Consider the following 20,750-nt stretch of genomic DNA (forward strand, 5'->3'; position numbering starts at 1 on the left):
TTTTGTATAAAATCACTAATTACTATGAAAAGAAAAATTACTCCTTCCAGGATTAATCCCTTTATGTTTTTTTTATTCCTGATTAATACCCTGGCTTTTGCTCAGCCATGCTTACCACCTGTAGTTGCATCTTTTAGCCCGGCATCGGGTCCAGCAAATACGGTAGTAACCATAACTGGCGTTGGGTTTGAAAGTGGCACCGGCACATCGGCCATTTTATTTAACGGTATGGCATCATCCGGCTTTACCGTAGTATCTAACACACAGATTAAAGCAGTGGTTCCGGAAAACGGCACCACCGGAAGTATTAGTGTAATAACCAATGGCTGTACGGCCACAACCTCATCATTTACAGTATTTAATTCTGTTTGTGCATCGGCAACAGCCTCTATAACGGCGCAACCTGCCAGCCAGGCCATCTGCGAAGGCAGCCAGGCACAATTTAGTGTTGCCCTTAGCAACAGTAGCGGTTTTACCTATCAATGGAAAATGCTAACTGGCAATAGCTGGATTTCTATATCAGATAATGGTTACTTTTCCGGCTCCAATACGGCAACACTTACTATTAACAATACACCATTGGCTTATAATTCGGCACAGTTTTATTGCGAAGCCACTTCTGTGGGCTGCTCTTTAGTGAGCAACGCTACACAATTAACAGTGTCGCCACTTCCGGTAGTTATATACCTTCCGGTACAGCCTACCTGTTTAATTACATCGGGCAGTGTATTGATTGTACCTTTAGTAGGCAACGACTTACTATATAGTATAGATGGCACCAATTTTCAGTCGGGTACAACATTCAGCAATTTAACGCCCGGCCAATATACACTTACCGTAAAAACATCGGCTAATTGTACTACAACTATGCCGTTTACAATAGACCCGTTACCAACATTACCGGCAGTAGCCAATGTAACATTAACGCAGCCGGATTGTAATGGCATTACAACTGGCAGCATCACCATCAATTCTCCAATAGATTTAGGGTTGAATTATAGCATCGACGGAACTAACTTCCAGTCGGGCACTACTTTTACAGATCTTGCACCGGGTACCTATACTGTTACAGTAATGACGGCTTTAGGTTGTATATCAGTATCGGCAACGATAACTATTAACGAGGTGCCTCTTATACCCGCAGTAGCTACAACAAGCGCTACACAGGCAAGCTGTACGGTACCAACCGGAACAATTACTGTAACTGCCCCAACCGGCACGGGCTTAACTTACAGCATAAACGGTACTGATTTTCAATCATCGCCCGTATTTACAGGCCTTGCGGCAGGAACTTATTCTATTACCACACAAAGTACAGGTGGTTGTACATCTGTAACTACTCCAATTACTATTAACGTAGCGCCAATAGCGCCGGTAGTAGCCACTACAACTGTAACACAGCCAACATGCGATGTAGCAACAGGTTCTATAACAATAACCAGCCCAACAGGTGCAGGTTTAGAATATAGTATTGACGGAACATCATTCCAGTCGGGTACAACATTCGCTAACCTTGCTGCCGGAATCTATACCATTACAACTCAAACTACAGATGGTTGTACCTCTCAAACTACTCCAATTACAATCAATCAGGCACCAATAGTACCGGTAGTTGCAACAACAACGGTAGCACAGCCAAGCTGTACGGTACCAACGGGAACAATTACAGTATCTGCACCAACCGGCGCGGGATTAACTTATAGCATAAATGGTACTGATTTTCAATCATCACCTGTATTTGCAGGCCTTGCACCGGGTAGCTACACTATCACTACACAAAGTACTGGTAGCTGTACATCTGAGTCAGCTTCGGTTACTATTAACGCAGCACCAACAGTACCTGTGGTAGCAACTACAACTGTTACACAACCAACGTGTATTGTAGCAACAGGCTCTATAACAGTAACTAACCCAACAGGTGCAGATGTTACCTATAGCCTTGACGGAACAACATTCCAGTCGGAAGCAACTTTTACCAACCTTGCTGCCGGTACGTATACCATTACAACTCAAAATGCAGGTGGTTGTACATCAGAGACATCTGAAATTACTATCAACATAGCACCAACAGTGCCTGCCGTTGCTACAGCAACAGCAATTCAGCCAACGTGTATTATACCAAGCGGACGTATTGATGTTACTGCTCCAACGGGCACAGGTATTTTATACAGCATAGACGGTACAACTTTCCAAACAGGATCAAGCTTTGCTAACCTTGCACCAGGCAACTATATTATTACAGTACAAAATGCAGGAGGGTGTACATCTCAAACTACTGCCATTACAATTAACGAAGTACCTTTAGCTCCTGCTGTTGCAACAACAACTGTTGCACAACCAACTTGTACTGTTACAAGCGGAACTATTACAATTACAAACCCGGGCACAGGCTTAACGTATAGCATTGATGGAACAACATTCCAGTCGGGTACAACGTTTGCCAACCTTACCGAGGGTACATACACTGTTACAACACTGAGCGCAGATGGTTGTACATCTGAAACTGCTACAATTACCATTAACGCTGCGCCTGTTGTACCGGCAGTAGCCACTACAACTGTAACACAACCTACCTGTACTGTTGCAACAGGTACTATAGCTATAACGGCTCCAACCGGAGCAGGACTTACTTATAGTATTGACGGAACAACTTTTCAATCTACCACTACCTTTGCTAACCTTACCGAAGGCAGCTACACGGTTACGGTACAAAATGCAACAGGATGTACATCTACATCAACCATCACAATAAACCAGGCACCAACAGCACCGGCTTTAGCAGTAGCCACTGTAACACAGCCAACGTGTACCGTTGCAGGCGGAACCATAGTTATATCATCGCCTACAGGCACAGGTTTGACTTATAGTATTAATGATACAACTTTCCAGACCGGAACTACTTTTGCTAACGTAGCCGAAGGGTCTTACACTATTACGGTACAAAACGCAGCGGGTTGTATCTCGCAATCATTACCGGTAACTATAAACGCCGCCCCAACAGCACCTGCCGTTGCAACTACTACAGTAGTACAGCCAGGTTGCGTAGTTAAAGGCAGCATTACAGTAACAGCGCCTTTAGAAGCAGGTTTAATGTATAGCATTGATGGTGTAAACTATCAGCCGGAAGCTTTGTTCGGAAATCTTGATCCGGGTATATACAATGTTACAGTTATGAATGTCGCAGGATGTACATCTCAAACAACAGCTATCATCCTTAACCCTATTCCTGCCCCACCGGCCGCTCCTGTAACTACGGTAACACAGCCAAACTGTACAGGTATAACAACAGGTACAATAGAAATTACATCGCCAACAGGAACCGATTTAACCTATAGCATTGATGGCACTACCTACCAGGCAGGTACTACTTTTGCTAACCTTACTACAGGAACATATAACGTTACGGTACAAAATGCTGCAGGTTGTACATCTGCCGCTGCACAAGTAACTATAGTTGCCCCGGTAACGCCTGCGGTTGCAAGCTTTACACCTGTTCAGCCAACATGCACCACTCCCGGTAGCATTGTAGTTACTGCCCCACTTGGCGCACAATATACTTATAGCATAGACGGTACAAACTACCAGGCATCAGCAACATTTGCTAATGTACAGGGAGGTACCTATACGCTAACCGTTATGGCCCAGGGCGGATGCACATCGGCCACAGCGCCAATAACTATCAACAATGCCCCTGCACCGGCAGTTGCTACTACTTATGTAATACAACCAACCTGCCTTAATAGTTTTGGCAGCATCATGGTAACATCGCCAATAGGCAGTGAATATACCTATAGTATAAATGGTGGCTTAACCTACCAGAGCAATGTATTGTTTGATAACCTTGTAACCGATAATTATACTATTACAGTTAGCGGTAACGGATGTACATCTGTAACGCCTGTAATACATATTGATGCTGTGCCGGAAATTCCGACAAACATTACCGTTAACGTAATACAGCCAACTTGCACATCTGCAATGGGCGGAACAATTGTTGTATCTACCCCTCCTGGAGCAACATATACGTATAGTATAGATGGTGTTAACTACCAAACAAGCGGAAACTTTAATGCTTTTCCCGGTACTTATAACGTAACGGTTAAGAGTGCGGGTGGTTGCGTTTCTCAGGCTATACCTACAGTGGTTAACCCTGCCAGTGGCGAAATACTTATTACAAGCACCGAAGGTTGCAGGCAGGTAGGATTAACATCCGGCTATGTTGCAGAGGTTACCTTAGTAGATGCCGCTTTTGCCGATGTTGTTTATTATACATGGAAAGATGCAAACGGAAATGTAGTAAGCAACGATAGTTACTTTAATGTAACACAATATGCTAACGATAAAGGTTTAACAAGCAGCAATTATCCGTTAGCGTTTACTGCAACGGTTACTTCTCTTGGCGGATGCCAGAGCACATTAAGCTTTAATGTTGCCAGTACGTTCTGCGATATCCCTAAGGGTATTTCTCCTAACAATGATGGTATGAATGACAACTTTGATCTTACAGGCTTAAACGCCTCTAAACTAAGTATCTTTAACCGCTATGGTAAAGAGGTTTACAGCAAAAGCTCATATAAAGATGAATGGTTTGGCCAAACCGATAATGATGAAGAATTGCCAACCGGAACATACTACTACGTTATTGATACTACCGCCGGTAACAAAACCGGATGGGTATATATCAACCGTCAGGATAAATAGATCAGGTACTTTATAAAACAATAGAGCCCGGCAATTGCCGGGCTCTATTGTTTTATAAAGTATTGAATGCTAAAATTTAAGGGCAAGGTTTAACCCTACCTGCTGCCCGTTGTAAAACGGTAATGCTATGGCGCTCATCTTATTTTCTTCGGTACCAAAAAATAGCTTTTGCATCGATGGGTAAAGCCAGTAGGCCAGCTTAGTACTCAGGATGCCTATACCCGCCCCTGCGGCAACATCGGTAACCCAGTGCCTGTTATTGTATATTCTAAGAAAGCCCGTGCCTGCCGCTACTACATAGCCCGAGATACCGTACCAAACCGAAACATCTTTATACTCCTGCCACATAAATTCGGCACCGGAAAAAGCAGTCGCGGTATGGCCCGATGGAAACGAATTATCGGTAGTGCCATCCGGCCTCTCTATCTTAGCTAACGACTTAACGCTCATAACCGTACCGCACATAATAAGTTGCGATGTAAGCAATATAACGGTCCTGTCTCTAAAATTGTGCTTTCCTTTAATGCCCATTGCATTAAGCGCATATACCGATAATGCCGGGGCATAACGGGTATAATCGTCTATTTTGGTACTGTTATCGTGGTCGCCAACTTTGCGTTGTACCTGCCTGTTAATGTCTCTTATCTCGCCGCTGGTCAATCCAACTAAACCGTAGCCCACTAATACAGTAGGTATGGCTATCTTTTTAAGTACGGAATGGTCTCTGGTAGCATTAGACTGGTTTACAAGGGTATCTTTACCAATAATAATCTGATCCTGCGCGCTTACTGCAAATACATTAAGTACAAACAGCGTTAACATGACTTTCTTCTTCATTAATATCCTTTACGTAATCATCAGCAGTACTTTAACACAAAGCATGCCAAATATGATATGCTTAATTTTTATTGCCTGCTATTTAACAATAAATAGTACAACGAATTACAAAGTGGTTTTAGTATAGCGCTTAAAGCATAAACGTTAAAAATTTAACATTTATGAGGTGTAAACAAATCAGCCCCGCATGTGCGGGGCTGATTTTTAAGGGTATTGTTGGATCAATACGCATTATTCCAGAACGGAATGAAAGTGGCACGATCGTGCCCTAACAATATTATTTTTAAGTAATTAGGTAACTATATCAACTCGCGCTGTGCCTCTTTAAGGCGTTTCTTCTGGGTGCGCAATACATCATGAACGTCGCGCACGGCATCGCGGGCACATTTTTCGGCCTTGCCAAGCTTTTTGGCAAAGGTTGTTAACTTAGCCTGCTCGTTCTTCTCTAATTTTTGGGTAACGGTTGTGGCAAAGGTTACAAATTCCTCAGCTACATTGTCTATCTCCTCATAGGCCGTTTTAAGGTCGGCATACAGCTCTTCCAGCTCTTTTACAGCCTCTTTGCACAGGTCAACGTTCTTTTCGCCAAGCCCTAACAGCAGCTTTTTCTCTTTTTTACTAAACAATCCCATCTTTTTGTGTTTGTGTTTTTACAGAGTGCAATCTCTACACTTATAATAAAATATGGGTTAAGGCAGGGTTATATTATGTTTATCAATGTAATTGGTTAGCAGTTGATAGTTGTTGGTTTTTAGTTGTTGGTTTTTGGCTTAATATTTCACTTTTGGAGTTCGAAATTGAGAGTGGATTTCAGATTTTAGATTTTAGAATTCAGATTTAAAATTCGAACCTGAAAAGTCAAATTTTAACAGTGATATTTCACTTTTGGAGTTCGAAATTGAGAGTGGATTTTAGATTTCAGAATTGAGATTTCAGATTTGAAATTCGAACCCGAATTTTGAGATTTGAACTTTCGACTTTTGACTTTTGACTTTCGAACTTCAAAATTATGTACCTTAGTAGTAACCAATCAAACCTTACTTTTTATGAATGCTCTTCCCTCTCCCCGCCGCGTTGCCATTATTGGCTACAACCGCATACCATTTGCAAGGCAGTTTACCAACTATGCCCAGGCCAGCAACCAGGACATGATGGTAGCCGCCCTTAACGGTTTAATTGACAAGTATAGCCTTGCCGGCAAGCAGCTGGGCGAGGTAGCCGGTGGTGCCGTTATTAAGCACAGTTGGGAAATTAACCTTATGCGCGAGTGTGTGCTGCATACATCGCTTAGCCCCAAAACCCCGGCCTGCGATATTCAGCAGGCATGCAACACCGGGCTGGAGGCTGCCATGTACATTGCCAACAAGATAGCCCTGGGCCAGATTGACTGCGGTATTGCCGGCGGGGTAGACAGCACCAGCAACGTGCCGCTTGTGCTTAACGAGCATGTGCGCAAAATTTTGCTTAGCGCCAGGCGCAGCAAGAGCGCTTGGGACAGGGTTAAGCAGTTCTCTAAGATTAAACTGAAGGATTTTACCCCCGAAGCCCCCATGAACCTCGAACCCGGCACGGGCCTGAGCATGGGCGGCCATACCGAATATACCGCTAAATTTTACAACATTAGCCGCGAAGATCAGGATGCGTTTTCGTTAGCGAGCCATAAAAACATGGCCGCCGCGACCGACAGGGGCTTTTACAAAGACATGGTTACCCCCTACCTTGGCCTTACCGAAGACAACAACATGCGCCGCGATACATCGTTAGAAAAACTGGCAAAGCTAAAACCGGCGTTCGATAAGGTTAACGGAACGCTTACAGCGGGCAATTCGTCGCCGTTAACCGATGGTGCTTCCTGCCTTTTGCTTGCCAGCGAAGAGTGGGCTGCGGCCAACAACCACCCTATACTTGCCTATATTACCTATGCCGAAATGGCTGCCATAGAATATGTTGATGCCAAAAAGAACCTGCTGCTTGCCCCCGTATATGCCGCGCCGCGCATGCTGCAAAAGGCAGGTTTAACGTTGCAGGACTTCGACTTTTACGAAATTCACGAGGCATTTGCGGCCCAGGTGCTGGCACTGCTTAAAATTTGGGAGAGCGACGCACTTTCGGCCGATTTTGGCGTACCGGCGCTTGGTGCCATAGACCGCAGTAAACTAAACATTAACGGCAGCAGCCTTGCCACCGGCCACCCGTTTGCCGCCACCGGCGGGCGTGTTATTGCCACACTGGCTAAACTGCTCGACGAGAAAGGCTCCGGCCGCGGACTAATATCTGTCTGTGCCGCAGGCGGGCAGGGCATGACAATGATACTGGAAAAGTAAATTAGATAGTTAGATTGTTGGACTATTAGATAGTTAGACAGCAACTACAACCATACACATAATTTCTAAAATCTGAATTCTCAATTCTAAAATCTCAATTCTCTAAATAATCACCTAAAATTCAAAAAGCTATGAAAAATTTTATGTATCTGGTGGTGTTCTTATCCTTGGTATTAACCTCCTGCCAGGATGATGACTCCGAAACCGACTCCCGCGAGTTCGAACCCTCAACCGTAATGGTTAAAACCTACGGCTCGGTTAGCACCATCGAAATGTTTAACCTTATCAACTCCTACGATCTTGAGGTAGACAATATTGATAATGAAGCCTATGTATCGGCGTTATCATCAGACAAGCTGGATTATGTTAAGCAGTATTTTAGCACCAAGCCGTACATTAACAACACTACCTGGCCGGTAACGGGCTACTTACATTATCAAACTAACGAGATTACTATCTTCCCAAGATTATTTAATATAACCAATCTTGCCCACCAGGCCGATTTTTTACAGGCGATGCAGGTGCTGCAGTTAACCGAAAAGGGAAATGGCCATGTAATAATATTTAAAGTACCTGAAGGGCAGGAACTAAGATGGGCGCAACATTTTAGGGGGCTTGATGGCGTAGAATGGGCAGAGCTCAATTATTATTATGAAGTAATACTTCATAATAATAATTGAAAGCGCTGGTTTTAGGCATAGTATTAATTGGCCTGTCGCCCTGCGCAACGGGTCAATTAGTCTACACCAATAATTCAGAAACTATATTTTTAGACCACCCTACAGTATTGCAATACATAAAAGGTTCACATCTTAAAACATCTGAAAGGCATACGTACTCTATCACAAACGATACCCTTACTATTACCACTCCGCTACTGCCCATTGCAGCCGACCCTTCTAAATTTAGCAACTCCATTACAGGCCAGCAATTTCTTTTTTCTAAAGACAGCCTTGTAAACACCACTACTGGGGCAACTTATTACAGTCCCAACGTCCAAAAGGCAAAGGAGCGTAAAGCCAGTAAGGGCATTTATGTTGTAGTAGACGGTGTTAAGCATAAAATACGTAAAAATTCTGACCGAAACATACTGACTACTATAAACATGGCCGATTATAATATAACCTCTCCCGATAAAGAAACGGCGTACAGGCTTTACAACATCAATAAAAAATATACCACCCTGGTGCTCACAAAAAAATAAGGTATGCCTTGTTTTATTTTGCAAAGCCGCACCCTTACACTACTTTAGCAGCCCATTTAAACGTTTGGCATGCACCACCATTTTATTATTTTTAAGCCCTATAACTACCTGAGCCAGTTTACGTATAACCTAAAACGTAACAAAAAACTGCTGGGCGAATTGCACGATTTTCCGGAAGGTACTATGGCCATTGGCCGGTTAGACGAAGATTCTGAAGGGCTTTTACTGCTTACTACCGATGGTATGATGAGCGAAATTGTGCGCAGCAAAAAGGTAGAGAAAGAATATTTTGCGCAGGTAGACGGCCTTATAACGCAACAGGCTATTGAGCAGCTGCAACTTGGTGTAGAAATTGGCTTTAAAGGCACTCGCTATGTTACACAACCCTGCAAAGCACGTATTCTTACTGAAGTTCCTGACTTTCCGGAGCGGGGTAAAAAAATAAGAGACGAGCGCCACGGCCCTACCTCATGGCTGTCTATTACCGTTACCGAGGGCAAATTCAGGCAGGTGCGAAAAATGACATCGGCAGTGGGGTTTCCTACCCTAAGGCTGGTACGCGTGCGTATTGGCAATACCCACCTTGGCAACTTACAGCCGGGTCAGGTTATTGAAGTAGAATGTTTTGATGTATAATAAGAGTATTCTTTTAATACAGGATTTCAATACTTAAGTATCTGTAAGACAAATTTTTGTTTAGCTCCGGAGGAGCGACATATTATAGCATCAATAAAAACATAATGGCATTGAGCCTTAGAGAAGCGGCATATAAATTATCTTCTGAGCACTCGTGCAATACGTAGGGCACAGCACATTTATCAAAAATTTGGGGAAAATTGGTTTTTAAGACGGTAAATTTATTTAACCAAACTAACCTTATGAAAACCTGCACCGCCCTGTTGTTACTGCTAATTACTCCCGCTGCTGCCCTTGCGCAGGACGAACCTATTGAGACTGACAGGCCCGACCAGACCGAAACTACGGCCACGGTACCCGCAGGCATGTTTCAGAGCGAAAGTGGCTTTACGCACCGCCAGGCCGAACGCAATGGCCGCGAGCTTATTTTACCCGAAACCCTTTGGAAATATGGCATTAACGATAAACTGGAACTGCGCCTTATAACAGAATTTGAATTCAATAAATACGGCGACAGCCTGGCACAGGGATTGGAACCCGTAGATATTGGCCTTAAAGTTAACCTTTGGGACGAGAAGGGTATTGTGCCCGAAACATCCATTATCCTTACCATTAAACTGCCCAAGGTAGCCAGTAAAGACCTTGCGGTAGATTATGTTGCGCCCGAGATACGATTGCTGTTCCAGAATACTATTACCGATAATATCGACCTGGGCTACAACCTGAGCGCCGACTGGGATGGTACATCGCCCAACCCTATTTTTGAGTATACCCTATCCCCTAACTTTAAGCTTAGCGAAACCATTTCGGCATACGCCGAAGCTTTTGGCTACCTGCCCGAGCAGCAACACGCCACGCACTGGATAGATGGCGGTTTTAAATATCTTATAACTAAAAACATACAGGTAGATATTTCCGGCGGTTACGAGCTTACAAGCCACAACCACTTTCATAGCTATTTCGAATCGGTTGGCTTTTCATTCAGAATTTAATGCCGGCGTATGAAAAAGCTCCTCATTGCCCTATCTCTTTTATGCTGTACACTTTCCGCGCAAGCGCAGGAGGAGATAGAAACCGCGCCCGACCAGTACGAAAACCCTGCGATGGCTCCGCAGGGGCATTTCCAGATCGAAAACCGTTTTACAGTGCAGCGTAACGGCAGTAACAATCACACACTTACAGTGCCCTCAACCAACTGGAAATATGGCATTAACGATAATGTAGAAGCTATTATAGTAACCAATTTGGTGTATGATAAAACGACTGATAGTACAGCATCGGGGCTTCAACCGCTGATTTTTGGCCTCAAAATAAAGTTATGGGATGGCAAAGCAGTATTGCCCGATGCATCGGTTTCCGTACAGCTGGCCTTTCCAAAACTGGCCTATAAAGACTGGCAGGCACAGTACGTTGCCCCTAACATACGGTTACTGCTTAAAAATAAAGTATCCGATAAAATAGGCATAGGCACTAACCTGGGCGCCATTTGGGATGGCGATAATCCTAACCCTCAATTTTTCTACACCCTATCCCCCAAATACAAACTCTCCAAAAAACTGGAGTGTTTTGTGGAGGCTTATGGCTATGTATCAGGCTATAATAACCCTGAGCATTGGACTGACACCGGCCTGATGTACCTAATAACCAACGACCTACAGGCTGAATTTTCTGCCGGTTACGAGTTAACATCACAACAAGATACCACCCACCGGTATTTTGGGTTATTGGGGTTAGCACTACGTATTTAAAAGTTGAGGGTTGAGGGTTTTGGGTTAGGAGTTACGAGTTTGGAGTTCGCGGTTTAGAGTTGGCCGACCCAAAACTCTCAACACTAAACTCTGTAACAATAAGCTGAATCTTGTAAGTTTTTTTAGCAAAACTTTAAAATACAACTGTTAAATAATGGCTATTTTTAGCATCAATGAATGCAAAACTAAAAAAATACCTTCGCAAAAGCATCAAGATTCTATTATGGATAATAGGATCTGTAATTGCATTATTTCTGTTAATCGTACTATTGCTGCAGGTTCCGGCGGTGCAAAATTATGTTAAAGACAAGGCTATCAGTTACCTTGAAGGCAAAATTGGCACCGAAGTCCGCATTGATAAAATAGAGATAGGCCTGCCCAAGAAGGTTATTTTAGAGGGCGTTTATTTTGAAAGCCAGCAGGGCGATACCCTTTTAGCCGGCGATAAACTGGCTGTAGACATTAGCCTTTTAAAGCTAATGAGCAACGAAGTCGAGATAAATTCGGTCGATTTGCAAGGCATTAGAGCCCATATAAGCAGAAATAAAGACTCGGTATTTAACTTTGATTACATAATTAAGGCATTCGATTCGGGCAAACCGAAGGATACCACCGCTGCCCCAATGAAAATATCGGTTAGTAAAATTAACCTCGACAAGATAAAGGTTAAGTATGATGACGATATTTCCAAAAACTACGTCAGTGCCAATATTTCACATTTCGACACCAAATTTAAGAAGTTCGACCTCGATAAAATGGAGTTCGACATACCAAAAATAAAACTGGACGGCCTAAAGGTAAAACTAAAACAGGGCATGGTGGCAAAAATTGCCCAGACCACCCAGGAAACCGCCGAAGAAGCCTCTAAAAAACCCAACCTGCAACTTAAGCTGGGCGAAATATCGCTTGCCAACATAGACATAGGTTACGACAACGAGGGCAGCCGACTGGATACCGGCCTTACCCTTAAAAAATTACTGCTGGAGGTTAACGAGGTTAACCTTAAAACCCAGCTTATAGATCTGGAGAACATAGAGCTTAACGGCTTAAAAGGCCAGCTGGCGTTTGGCAAATTCGAAAAACAGGTGCAGCAGGCATTGCCCGAAGAAACTGCCGCCGTACAACAAGCGCAATGGAAGTTTAAGCTTAACAACGCCGATATTAAAGATGTGGCCTTTAAGTTCGACGACCAAAACTCGGCACCCGTAGCAAAAGGCATTGATTTTAAACACCTTGATATTTCCAACTTTAATTTAGAGGCTAAAAACTTTTCGTATGGCCCTGATGCTATATCGGGTAACATAGGCAAGCTAACCGTTACCGATAAAAGCGGTGTTGATATACAGGAATTACGCACCGAGTTTTTCTACGGGCCTAAAGGCGCGCAGTTAAACAACCTGTATTTAGAAACCCCGCAAACACTGCTTAAGGATAAGATTGTAGTGGCCTACCCATCGTTAGACGCGGTTACCAAAGATATTGGCAGCCTAAGCGTAGATGCCAATTTACAGAGCAGCCAGATAGGCTTTAAAGATGTGCTGCTGTTTGTGCCAACACTGGCCGACACCAACCCGTTTAAGGGCAACCCTAACGGCAGCCTGTTCATTAACGGCAAGGTAGAGGGCAAAGTAAGCGACCTGCTTATTACCAATCTTGAGGTGCGTGGCATTGGCACTACCGTGCTTGCCGCAAGCGGCCGTATTAAAGGCCTGCCCGATGTTAAAACCGCTTATTTCGACATGAATGTGCGCGAACTGCGCTCTACCGCAAAAGACATCAACAGCTTTTTACCCCCGGGTACACTGCCTGCCAACATACAGCTGCCCACGGCGTTTTCGGCGAAAGCCACCTTTAAAGGCAGGGTTAACAACTTTAGCACCAACCTTGTGCTGGCCAGTACGTATGGTAATGCTAAGATCAATGCTAAGTTTGACCAAAGCCGCAAGGGCCGCGAAAAATACGATGCCGTTGTAGATGTAGTTAATTTTGATGTGGGCCGCCTTATTAAAAACGACTCGATTGGTAAAATTACCATTAGGGCCAATGTAAAAGGCACGGGCTTAGACCCGCAAACCGCCAATGCTACTATTAAAGGCAAGGTGGTTAAGGCCGATTATAACGGCTACACCTACCGCGACCTGATTATAGACGGTAAAATTAACAACGGCGCTTTTGATGTTACCGCCAACATGGACGACCCTAACCTGGATTTCGACCTTGTGGCAAGCGGAGGCTTTAAAGGCAAATACCCTCAGGGTAAAATTCATTTAAATGTAGATATTGCCGACCTGGACAAGCTTAACCTGCATGCCGGTCCGCTTAAACTACGCGGTAATGTAGATGCCGATATTGACGATGCCAACCCGGATAATCTTAACGGAAAAATTAGCCTGCACCATTTTATGTTCGTAAACGAGACCGAAGAGTTTGCGCTGGATTCGGTTAATGTAGTGGCAATTACCACGCCCGATTCGAGCTCAATACAACTAAGGTCGCAGTTTGCCAAGGCAGACATTAAGGGCAAGTACAAGCTAACCGAGCTACCTACGGCCATTACCAACACCATTTCTAAATACTATACCATTAACGATACGGCAGTTAAAAAAACAACATCGCCACAGCAGGTAAAATTCAGCCTTAAAATAGATAACGACCCTATTATATCTAAACTAATCCCGCAAATTACAAGGCTAGAACCCATTACCATAAACGGTAACTACAACAGCGAGGGCGATACCCTTGTTATTAACGGGTCTATTCCGCGTGTGGTGTATGGCGAAAATACCATTTCTGGCATCGAAATTAAAGCCGAAGCCAGGGATACCGCTTTGGTGTACGATGTTAAGATAGCGGGGGTTGAAAACGCACAGTTTCAACTGGCGCAAACCAGCCTTACCGGCGATGTTAAAAACAACATTGTAACTTACAAGCTTGAGATAGACGACAAAAAACAAAAAGAGCAGTACATGATAGCCGGCCAGATGAAGGCGGTTAACGGCAATACAGAGATTATACTTGACCCCGAAGGGCTAATGCTTAATTACGAAAACTGGGCCGTTGCGCAGGATAACCTGTTGCGTTTTGGCAAAGACGGTATTTATGCCAACAATTTTGAAATTAGCAAAGACAACGGGTCGATAAAAATACAGTCGGCTTCAGAAACGCCAAATGCACCGTTGGATGTAGCGCTGGATAACTTCCAGATAGAAACGCTTACCAATGCCGTGCAAAAAGAAGAAATGAAGTTTAAAGGCACCATAAACGGTACGGCAAATGTAAAAGACCTTTCAACATCGCCGGTATTTACGGCAGATCTTGATGTTACCAACTTCGCGGTAAGCAAAGACACCGTGGGCGACATCAAAATTAAGGTAAACAACGAAATTGCCGATACCTATGCTGCACAGGTTTCTATAACCGGCCAGGGCAACCAGGTTAATTTAGATGGTAATTATGTTACCACCAACAGCAGTTTTGATATGGCGCTGGATATACAAAAACTAAACATTGCAAGCCTGCAGGCACTTACTATGGGTGCGCTTAAAGACGGTAACGGCTACCTGTCGGGCGATTTTAAAATTAACGGTACCACTACCGACCCGAATGTTACGGGCGACCTGAAATTCAATAACGTAGAGGCAAGGGTTACACAGCTTAACTCGCTGTTTAAAGGCATGAACGACAACATCAGCTTTACCGACAGGGGTATCGAGATGAACAACTTTAAGGTAGAAGACGAGAAAAACAACCTGCTTACCATAGACGGCAGCATTGCCACCACCGATTATAAATCGTTTGGATTTGATATGAATGTTACTGCCGAGAATTTCAGGGCGGTAAATTCTAAAGCTAAAGACAACGACTTTTATTATGGCGACCTGTACATTGATGCCGACCTAAATATTAAAGGCACGCTGGAAAGCCCTGTGGTAGATGGCGACCTTAAAATTAACGAAGACACCAAGTTTACCGTAGTACTGCCACAGCAGGACCCGGGCATTGCCGACAGGGAGGGTATTGTAGAGTTTATAGACGAGGATAATGTAGAGATGCAGCAGCGCCTGCAAATAGAAGAAACTGTAAACACAGCGCAGTTAAAAGGCATGGATGTATCGGTTAATATTGAGATCGTAAAAGAGGCCGAGCTTAACCTTATTATCGATAAAGGCAATGGCGATTTCCTTCAGCTTAAAGGCGAAGCGCAGCTTACCGGCGGTATAGACCCATCGGGTAAAACCACCCTTACCGGCAGGTACGAATTTACCGAGGGTTCGTATGATATGACGTTTAACTTCCTGAAAAGGAAATTCGAAATTGAACAAGGCAGTTATATTTTATGGACCGGCGAGCCTACCAAGGCCGATATAAACATAACGGCTATTTACAAAACAGAAACAGCACCAATAGACCTGTTGGACAACCAGTTGGATGTACCGCCTTCAGAAAGGAATACCTACAAACAAAAGCTGCCGTTTAATACACTGCTTAAAATGCAGGGCGAATTGCTTAAGCCGGAATTATCTTTTGATATCCAGATTCCTGATGGCAATTACAACGTGTCGAGCACTATTATAGACAAGACCGAGGCCAAACTGGCACAGTTAAGGCAGGAACCGTCTGAGCTTAACAAACAGGTATTTGCCCTGCTCCTGCTTAACCGCTTTATTGGCGAAAATCCTTTTTCCAGCGAGGCAGGCGGCACCAGTGGCGAGGCATTGGCAAGGCAAAGTGTGAGCAAGATACTATCGCAACAGCTTAATAATCTGGCTGCCGATCTTGTTAGCGGTGTAGAGTTAAACTTCGACCTGGAGTCGACTGATGATTATACTACAGGCCAGCAGGAAAACCGTACCGACCTTAATGTGGGCGTGTCTAAACGTTTGTTGAACGACAGGCTTAAAGTAACGGTGGGCAGCAGCTTTGGGTTAGAAGGTCCGCAGCAGGCTAACGAAGAAACTACCAACATAGCAGGCGATGTATCTGTAGATTATCAGTTAACGCAAGATGGCCGCTATATGGTTAGGGCCTACCGCAAAAACCAGTACCAGGTGGCGTTACAGGGCCAGGTGGTAGAAACCGGCGTTGCCTTTGTAATTACTATGGACTACAATAAATTCAGGGAGCTTTTCCACAGAACGCAGGAAGAACGAGAAATGCGTGCCCGCGAAAAAGAACGCAAGACAAGGGAGAAAGAAGAGCGTATTAAAAAAGAGGCCGAAGAAAAAGAAAGAGCCAATAACTACGAAAACCAAACCGGCAAACAAAAAGAAGATTTACCGCCAAACAGCACTAAAGATGAGAATTAATAAGCCTTTATATTACCTTTTAATTGTACTGCTGGTAGCCTACGGCTGCAGCAACACTAAGTATTTGCCGGAGGGCGAAATGCTTTACGTGGGTGGCGAGGTAACCGTAAAAGATTCTTTAATTAAAAAGAAAGAGCGCAAGGCTATGGAAAAAGAGCTGGAAGCACTTTTGCGCCCTAAAACCAACAGCGCTTTTTTAGGGCTACGCTTTAAGCTATACATTTATAACCTTGCCGGAGAGCCTAAAAAAGAAAAAGGCTTTAAGCACTGGCTGCGTACCAAAGTGGGCGAACCACCCGTGCTTTTTAGCCAGGTAGACCTTGATTATAATGCCGATATACTCCAGAATTATGCCGAGAATAAAGGCTATTTTAAAACCCGCACCACGGCCGATTCTACTTCCAATAACCGCAGGGCAAAAGCGCTGTATACGGTTACTACGGGCAAGCAGTATCTTATTAATAAAGTTACTTTCCCAGATTCTACCGGCACACAACTGGATAGCGTTATTGGCCGTATGAGCCGCCGCAGCCTGCTTAAAAAAGGCCAGCCTTACGACCTTGATGTTATAAAATCGGAACGCGAACGGATTGATGCCCGCCTTAAAAATAAAGGCTACTTTTACTTTAACCCAGATTATCTTATCATTCAGGTAGACAGCACCATTGGCAAGTATGAGGTAAATTTAAAAGTAAAGGTTAAAGACGATACCCCCGAGGTAGCCAAAAATGTTTACACCATAAACAACATTTTTATATACCCTAATTATTCGCTTACCAGTAAAGATAGCGTGGTGTATCCGGCAAGTGCCATACAGGAGTATAAAGACTTTAAGATCATAGACACAGCCAACACGTTCAGGCCTATTATATACGATCGTACGATGTTTTTCCACAAGGGCGATATCTACAGCCGTCGCGATCATAATCTGTCGTTAAACAGGCTCGTAAACCTCGGGCCGTTCAAGTTTGTAAAGAACGATTTCCACCCATCCGATTCTGTTAAAAATGCATTGGATGCTTACTACTATTTTACGCCGCTAACACGTAAATCCATCCGAATAGAAACCCTGGGTAAAACCAATTCGGCCAACTATAATGGGTCGGAGGTTAACGTAAACTGGATCAACCGTAACACCTTCAGGGCGGCAGAACTGCTTACCCTAACCGTTTTTGGCGGACTGGAAATACAGGCATCGGGCCAGAATAAAGGGTACAACGTGTACCGCGTGGGTACAGAGGCCAGCCTTGTATGGCCGCGCTTTATATCGCCCATCCGTATACAGGATTCCAGTGCCTATGTGCCGCGTACCAAGGCATTGCTTAGTTACGAGTATCAAAACCGCCAAAAACTGTACTCTCTTAACTCATCCAGGGCGCAGTTTGGTTATTTATGGAAAGATAACATCCGTACAGAACACCAGCTGTTTGTAGCCGATATTAACTACGTAAGCTCTACCAACGTAACGCCCGAATATCAAATGCAGGCCGATACCGTACCTTCCCTGCAAAGGGTTATAGACAAGCAGCTTATTTTTGGGCCTACCTATTCGTACACTTTTACCAACACCATGCAAAAACGTAAAAAGCATACGTTTTACTACAAGGGTTCGTTAGACCTTGCCGGTACACTGGCGGGGCTTGTAACCGGTGCCAATGTAAAAAAAGGCGATACTATAAATTTATTCAGTGTGCCTTTTAGCCAGTTTGTAAAAATGGAACACGATTTTAGGCATTACCTTAAACTAAGCGATAACTCGCAGCTTGCCAGCCGAATAATTGCCGGTGTGGGTATGCCGTATGGCAATTCAGGCATATTGCCCTACATACGGCAGTTTTTTATAGGGGGTACCAACAGTATACGGGCTTTTAGGGCGCGGTCTATTGGGCCGGGTACTTACAGAAATGATGAGTTAGATGCCAACGCCTTTTTACCCGACCAGAGTGGCGATTTAAAACTAGAGATCAATACAGAATATCGCGCTAAGTTATTTAGTGTTGTACATGGGGCAGTGTTTGTAGATGCCGGTAACATCTGGCTCTGGAACAAAGACCCTGACAGGCCCGGAGCGCAATTTAGCAGTAAATTTTTAAACGAGCTTGCAGTGGGCACGGGTGCCGGTTTAAGGTTCGACCTTTCGTTTTTGGTACTGCGATTAGACCTTGCTTTCCCCCTACGTAAACCATGGCTACCTGAAGGCGAACGCTGGGTTTTGGGCGACATCGATTTTGGCAGCGGCGCATGGCGTAAAGAAAACCTCGTGTTTAATATTGCTATTGGATATCCGTTTTAAGAGTATTTATTTATATTTGAATAAATCACCTCTTATGAAAAACAGCCTGTTGTTATTATTTTGCATCATTGCTTTTACTGCTTGCGGACAATCTACATCTAACAGAACCGTATTGGGGCTAAAACAAGCCAAAGCCGAATTATCTGAAGCTCTAAATGGAAAGGACATCCATAATGTAGTAGATAACAAATCGCCCATCATAAAAGACAGCCTTACCGCAGTAGCAGTGGCAGAGCCCATCTTATTCGGGTTTTATGGCAAGCAGAACATCACAAAACAAAAGCCTTACGAAGTTTACCACATAGATAATTATTGGGTACTATCCGGCACACTCCCCGAAGAGTATATTGGCGGCACATTCGTAATAATTATAGACGACAGAAACAGCGAAGTGATAAGAATAACACATTATAAATAATTTTGTAACTACCTGAAAAATACCTATTAATAGGTATTTATTCACATTTTTGTAATGCCTACATTTAATTTAGTAACGGTACTAAATTAAATTTCGCTGTCATGGGTGCATATAAAAAAATTAAAAGGGAAGTACTTTTTGATGATACAATGGATTCGTGGAATGGCAAACAAACCATAAAGCGCATTATAAATTTTGGCATTTTAGGCCTTATAGCCGTTGTGGCATTTGCACTCAATTTTCCCGGTACCGAAATTTTAAAGGTAGCCAGTACTGCCATAATGCTTGCCGGGGCCTCTTTTATTTCCGGCGCATTTCTGGGGTTTTTGTTCGGCATACCAAGAACTGATGCCGCCGTACCTCCAACCGCAACGGGTAGCAACCCAAACGGAAATATATATAAGCCCAACACCAACCTCGAACAAATATCAGACTGGCTAACTAAGATACTTGTTGGTGTAGGCCTTACGCAAATTGAGGCTATTTCTGCCTGGTTCAGAGCCCTTATAAAACATTTTGAGTCGTCTATGGGCAATAATACCCCCATTATTGGGTCGATTATTATTTACTTTGCTATATGCGGTTTTATTTTAGGCTTTTTATGGAGCCGCCTTTACATGGCCGGTGCTATTTTAGAAGCCGAAATGGAGCAGCGCATTGCCGATACCGTACAGAACACAGTAGACGAAAGAGGTAAATTTGATGCCAAGGCACTTTCCATCGTAAACAATTTGCTCGATCCGGATATCTCGGTAGATCCTGTAACGCAAGATGAGCTAAATGATATTGTAAGTCAGGCATCGCCGGTTGTAAAGGTTACCATATTTAACCATGCCCAGAATTTCAGGCAAAAATACTGGAGAAAGCCTGAAGACCGCTTTAAAATTGAACGCACCATACCGGTATTTAAAACCCTTATATTTTGCGATACCGATGATAAGTACCACCGCAACCACGGGCAGCTTGGCTATGCGCTGAAAGACAAAAACAACCCCGATTACAAAGCTGCCGAAGAGGAATTTACCAAAGCAATGCAAATAAGGAACCGGCTTGGCAAAGAAGGCCATTGGCTGCTGTACGAATTTAACAGGGCCTTTTGCAGGATAAAAATTAACGAAATGGGTAACGCCATTTATGGTCAGGATCTAATTTACCAGGATATTAAAGCAGCTGCAAAAATGCCCGATATCAAAAATATAATTGATACCGAAGAGCCTTTTGTAAGCTGGTTAAAAACAAACAACCTATCGGTATAAACGATAGGTTGCTTGTTATAATTTAGT

The 20,750-nt window shown here is 43.7% G+C and carries 13 protein-coding genes; 11 read left to right on the forward strand and 2 right to left on the reverse strand.

Translation table 11 applies throughout. From position 1 onward, the window contains the following. Positions 1–24 precede the first annotated feature (24 nt). On the forward strand, positions 25–4,701 hold the full coding sequence (locus G509_RS0100290; protein ID WP_026989701.1) for a T9SS type B sorting domain-containing protein: 4,677 nt from the start codon (positions 25–27) through the stop codon (positions 4,699–4,701). A gap of 69 nt (positions 4,702–4,770) precedes the next feature. Here G509_RS0100290 and G509_RS0100295 read toward each other — a convergent pair whose 3' ends face one another. Together G509_RS0100295 and G509_RS0100300 are read right to left on the reverse strand one after the other, a co-directional pair. Next, complete coding sequence (locus G509_RS0100295; RefSeq protein WP_026989702.1) at positions 4,771–5,538, reverse strand: phosphatase PAP2 family protein; 768 nt, start codon at positions 5,536–5,538, stop codon at positions 4,771–4,773. 299 nt (positions 5,539–5,837) lie between these two features. After that, positions 5,838–6,170 (reverse strand): hypothetical protein, encoded by a 333-nt coding sequence (locus tag G509_RS0100300; protein ID WP_026989703.1) that lies wholly within the window; start codon positions 6,168–6,170, stop codon positions 5,838–5,840. Positions 6,171–6,584: 414 nt separating this feature from the next. Here G509_RS0100300 and G509_RS0100305 point away from each other — a divergent pair, with 414 nt between their 5' ends. The 10 genes from G509_RS0100305 (at position 6,585) to G509_RS0100350 (ending at position 20,723) form a co-directional block, all read left to right on the forward strand. Further along, positions 6,585–7,862 carry an acetyl-CoA C-acetyltransferase gene (locus tag G509_RS0100305; RefSeq protein ID WP_026989704.1) on the forward strand — a complete coding sequence of 426 codons (1,278 nt, stop codon included), beginning with the start codon at positions 6,585–6,587 and terminating at the stop codon, positions 7,860–7,862. A 131-nt stretch (positions 7,863–7,993) separates the two neighbouring features. Beyond that, a complete protein-coding gene (locus tag G509_RS0100310) occupies positions 7,994–8,542 on the forward strand; it encodes a hypothetical protein (RefSeq protein ID WP_035754947.1) in 549 nt (182 codons plus the stop codon). Continuing rightward, positions 8,539–9,066 carry a hypothetical protein gene (locus tag G509_RS0100315; RefSeq protein WP_026989706.1) on the forward strand — a complete coding sequence of 176 codons (528 nt, stop codon included), beginning with the start codon at positions 8,539–8,541 and terminating at the stop codon, positions 9,064–9,066. Before G509_RS0100310 ends, G509_RS0100315 begins: the two co-directional genes overlap by 4 nt. A 69-nt stretch (positions 9,067–9,135) precedes the next feature. Further along, complete coding sequence (locus G509_RS0100320) at positions 9,136–9,702, forward strand: pseudouridine synthase (RefSeq protein WP_026989707.1); 567 nt, start codon at positions 9,136–9,138, stop codon at positions 9,700–9,702. Between the two features lie 242 nt (positions 9,703–9,944). Beyond that, positions 9,945–10,694, forward strand: coding sequence for a transporter (locus tag G509_RS0100325; protein ID WP_131450751.1), 750 nt, complete (start codon positions 9,945–9,947; stop codon positions 10,692–10,694). Between the two features lie 9 nt (positions 10,695–10,703). Continuing rightward, the gene (locus G509_RS0100330; RefSeq protein ID WP_026989709.1) at positions 10,704–11,450 is read left to right on the forward strand and encodes a transporter; all 747 of its coding nucleotides are present in this window, start codon (positions 10,704–10,706) and stop codon (positions 11,448–11,450) included. A gap of 173 nt (positions 11,451–11,623) precedes the next feature. After that, complete coding sequence (locus tag G509_RS0100335; RefSeq protein ID WP_026989710.1) at positions 11,624–16,756, forward strand: translocation/assembly module TamB domain-containing protein; 5,133 nt, start codon at positions 11,624–11,626, stop codon at positions 16,754–16,756. Beyond that, positions 16,746–19,049 carry a translocation and assembly module lipoprotein TamL gene (gene tamL, locus G509_RS0100340; RefSeq protein ID WP_026989711.1) on the forward strand — a complete coding sequence of 768 codons (2,304 nt, stop codon included), beginning with the start codon at positions 16,746–16,748 and terminating at the stop codon, positions 19,047–19,049. The genes G509_RS0100335 and tamL overlap by 11 nt, the downstream gene beginning before the upstream one ends. Before the next feature lie 34 nt (positions 19,050–19,083). Beyond that, positions 19,084–19,467, forward strand: a complete 384-nt coding sequence (locus tag G509_RS21170) for an NTF2 fold immunity protein (protein ID WP_035738284.1) — start codon at positions 19,084–19,086, stop codon at positions 19,465–19,467. A gap of 101 nt (positions 19,468–19,568) precedes the next feature. Next, positions 19,569–20,723: a hypothetical protein gene (locus tag G509_RS0100350; protein ID WP_026989712.1), complete on the forward strand. Its 1,155-nt coding sequence runs from the start codon at positions 19,569–19,571 to the stop codon at positions 20,721–20,723. Positions 20,724–20,750 lie beyond the last annotated feature (27 nt).

Origin of the sequence: Flavobacterium subsaxonicum WB 4.1-42 = DSM 21790 (assembly GCF_000422725.1) — a bacterium.
Taxonomy (GTDB): domain Bacteria; phylum Bacteroidota; class Bacteroidia; order Flavobacteriales; family Flavobacteriaceae; genus Flavobacterium; species Flavobacterium subsaxonicum.

What these genes read in the sequence shown, in the direction of transcription:
- G509_RS0100305 (WP_026989704.1), top strand. Translation starts at nt 6,585, where the DNA reads ATGAATGCTCTTCCCTCTCCCCGCCGCGTTGCCATTATTGGCTACAAC.
- G509_RS21170 (WP_035738284.1), top strand. Translation starts at nt 19,084, where the DNA reads ATGAAAAACAGCCTGTTGTTATTATTTTGCATCATTGCTTTTACTGCT.
- G509_RS0100330 (WP_026989709.1), top strand. Translation starts at nt 10,704, where the DNA reads ATGAAAAAGCTCCTCATTGCCCTATCTCTTTTATGCTGTACACTTTCC.
- G509_RS0100320 (WP_026989707.1), top strand. Translation starts at nt 9,136, where the DNA reads ATGCACCACCATTTTATTATTTTTAAGCCCTATAACTACCTGAGCCAG.
- tamL (WP_026989711.1), top strand. Translation starts at nt 16,746, where the DNA reads ATGAGAATTAATAAGCCTTTATATTACCTTTTAATTGTACTGCTGGTA.
- G509_RS0100325 (WP_131450751.1), top strand. Translation starts at nt 9,945, where the DNA reads ATGAAAACCTGCACCGCCCTGTTGTTACTGCTAATTACTCCCGCTGCT.
- G509_RS0100295 (WP_026989702.1), bottom strand. Translation starts at nt 5,538, where the DNA reads ATGAAGAAGAAAGTCATGTTAACGCTGTTTGTACTTAATGTATTTGCA.
- G509_RS0100335 (WP_026989710.1), top strand. Translation starts at nt 11,624, where the DNA reads ATGAATGCAAAACTAAAAAAATACCTTCGCAAAAGCATCAAGATTCTA.
- G509_RS0100310 (WP_035754947.1), top strand. Translation starts at nt 7,994, where the DNA reads ATGAAAAATTTTATGTATCTGGTGGTGTTCTTATCCTTGGTATTAACC.
- G509_RS0100300 (WP_026989703.1), bottom strand. Translation starts at nt 6,170, where the DNA reads ATGGGATTGTTTAGTAAAAAAGAGAAAAAGCTGCTGTTAGGGCTTGGC.
- G509_RS0100290 (WP_026989701.1), top strand. Translation starts at nt 25, where the DNA reads ATGAAAAGAAAAATTACTCCTTCCAGGATTAATCCCTTTATGTTTTTT.
- G509_RS0100350 (WP_026989712.1), top strand. Translation starts at nt 19,569, where the DNA reads ATGGGTGCATATAAAAAAATTAAAAGGGAAGTACTTTTTGATGATACA.